The sequence below is a fragment of the Streptomyces hirsutus genome (genome assembly GCF_001418415.1).
GTDB lineage: Bacteria > Actinomycetota > Actinomycetes > Streptomycetales > Streptomycetaceae > Streptomyces > Streptomyces hirsutus.
Map to the genome: position 1 here is coordinate 1 of NZ_LIQT01000300.1, position 2729 is coordinate 2729.

2 protein-coding genes are annotated in these 2729 nt (G+C 74.5%); both read right to left on the bottom strand.

The window, feature by feature from the left end:
* Positions 1-1189, bottom strand: a 1189-nt coding sequence (locus AOK11_RS22305) for a bifunctional transcriptional activator/DNA repair enzyme AdaA (RefSeq protein ID WP_055595506.1), incomplete at its 3' end; no start/stop codon positions are given.
* A gap of 124 nt (positions 1190-1313) precedes the next feature.
* Positions 1314-2426: a ribosome small subunit-dependent GTPase A gene (rsgA, locus tag AOK11_RS22310; RefSeq protein ID WP_055595507.1), complete on the bottom strand. Its 1113-nt coding sequence runs from the start codon at positions 2424-2426 to the stop codon at positions 1314-1316.
* Positions 2427-2729: the final 303 nt, after the last annotated feature.

Genomic DNA, 2729 nt, shown 5'->3' on the forward strand with positions numbered 1-2729 from the left:
CGGCGCCGTCGGCGAGGGCGGCGGTGAGCGCGCCCAGGGTGTCTTCGGGTTCGGCGCCGGCGAGGGCGGCCGGTTCGGGGAAGAGGTGGGTGAGGGCGCCGCAGGGGGTGTCGAGCGTCTTGCCGTACCGCTGGACCAGCCGTGCGGCCCGGTCGCGGCCCACCAGGGCCCGTACCGCGAGTTCGTCGGGGTCGGCGGTGCCCGGCGAGCGCAGTCCCGGCCGGGCGGCGACCAGCGGGGCGAGCCGCGCGTCGGCGCCGAGCCGTTCGTCGACGGCGTACGGGTCCGCGTCCAGGTCGAACAGGCGGCGCAGCCGCTGCACGGCGGTGGTCAGGTCGCGGAGGTCGGTGAGGTGGATCCGGGCGTCGAGCCAGCCGCCGGGGTGGGCGCCGGAGCCGGTGCGCGCGGTGCCGGGGTGTTCGTCGACGGCGGTGATGCCGGTGCCGTACGGGAGTTTCAGGGTGCGCCGGTAGGTGCGGGCGCCCGGGGTTCCGGTGACGTCCTCGATGCCCTCGACGGCCTCGCGTTCCAGCAGGTCGAAGACCGGGCCGGGCTGGTACGGGCCGCGGTGGGCGAGGCGCAGGGGGAGGCCGGCGGTGGGGGTGGCGGTGCGGCGGCCGGCCCGGCCGCCGCGGGGCGCGGTGGCCCGCAGCTCACTGGGAGTGGCGGCGTACACGGCCCGGACGGTGTCGTTGAACTGCCGCACGCTGGCGAACCCGGCGGCGAAGGCGATCTCGGTGACCGGGAGCCCGGTGGTCTGCAGGAGCACGCGCGCGGTGTGCGCGCGCTGCGCCCGTGCGAGTGCGACGGGCCCGGCGCCGAGCTCGCCGGTGAGCTGGCGCTGCACCTGGCGGGCGCTGTAGCCGAGCCGTGCGGCCAGTCCGGCGACGCCTTCGCGGTCGACGACGCCGTCGGCGATCAGCCGCATGGCCCGGCCCACGACGTCGGCGCGTACGTTCCACTCGGCGGAGCCGGGAACGGCGTCCGGGCGGCACCGCCGGCAGGCCCGGAACCCGGCGCCCTGCGCGGCGGCGGCGGTCGGGAAGAACCGCACATTGCGCCGCTTGGGCGTGACCGCGGGGCAGCTGGGACGGCAGTAGATCCCGGTCGTCCCCACGGCGAAGAAGAACGCCCCGTCGAACCGCCCGTCCCGGCTGCGCACCGCCTCGTACCTGCTGTCCTCGTCCATCACACCGCCCAGTCTCCGCCGGCCGGAGGGCCCCGGCTGGCGGAAATCGGACATGAAGGTGAGCGGCAGGCGGCCAGGCCGCGGACGGAGGTGCGCCGCCGGAGCCGGAACCTGCCGGGGGACGCTAGAACTGCCTGCCGCCGCCCCGCTTCGCCTCCATGGCGGCCCTGCCCATCGCCCCCTTCCGCTTCCAGTCCTTGCGGATCTCCGCGCGCAGGCGTGCGTCGGTCTTGGCGACGATGCGCCGGTTCTCCCGGAGCAGCTTGCGGTAGCTCTCCAGCCGGCGTTCCGGGAGGGCTCCGGTCTCGACGGCTTCGAGGACCGCGCAGCCCGGCTCGTTCTCGTGGGCGCAGTCGTGGAAGCGGCAGTCCTCGGCGAACTCCTCGATCTCGGAGAACACCTGGCCGACGCCGCTGCCGGCGTCCCAGAGGCCGACGCCCCGCAGGCCCGGGGTGTCGATGAGGACTCCCCCGCCGGGCAGGGCGAGCAGGTTGCGGGTGGTGGTGGTGTGGCGGCCCTTGCCGTCGACGTCGCGGGTGGCCCGTACGTCCATCACGTCCTCGCCGAGGAGCGCGTTGGCGAGGGTGGACTTGCCGGCGCCGGACTGGCCGATCAGTACGGACGTCACGCCGGCGGCGACCGCGGTGAGGACGTCGAGCCCGGCCCCCTCCTGCGCGCTGACGGTGAGCACCGGCACACCGGGCGCGCTGGTCTCCACGTCCTGGACCAGGTGTCCCAGCGTCACCGGGTCCGGTACGAGGTCGGCCTTGGTGAGCACCACCAACGGCTGTGCCCCGGACTCCCAGGCGAGCGCGAGGAACCGCTCGATCCGGGCGAGGTCCAGCTCGGCGGCGAGCGAGACGGCGATGACGGCGTGGTCGACGTTGGCGGCGAGGATCTGCCCCTCGGACCGCTTGGAGGAAGTGGACCGCACGAAGGCGGTACGCCGCGGCAGGTACGTCCGCACGTACCTCGGCGTGCTCCCGGCCGGGTCGACGGCGACCCAGTCCCCGGTGCACACGACCCGCAGGGGGTCGTGCGGGGTGACGAACGCGGTATCGGCCCGCACGGTCCCGTCATCGGTGACGACATCGCACTGACCGCGGTCGACCCGTACCACGCGGCCGGGCAGCAGCCCCTGCGCGCCGTACGAGGAGAACACGGCCTCCCACTCCTCGTCCCAGCCGAAGGGGGCGAGAGGACGCGAGGAAGCCGACAGGGAAGAGGTGAGATTCAAGGGAAACCCTTCGAAGGGCGGCCCCGGCACCGCGCGTCACAGGCGCGGCAGAAGAAGAGGTGTCAGCCGAGGGCCACGGAGGTGGGATGAACGAACGTCCGGATGCGGGCAGCACCCCTCACGGAGACAGTCATCGGTCACACCTCCCTTTCACCACACGCCGACAACAGCAGCCGACGGCTCCTGCTCACTTCTGACCACAGCCTAGAGGGAGAGCCGCCCGGGCGGCCAACTCTTTTTCCGCACCCGCCCCCACACCCCCGCCGCGGGAAGGGAGCCGCCCGGCCCGGCACCTCCCGGACG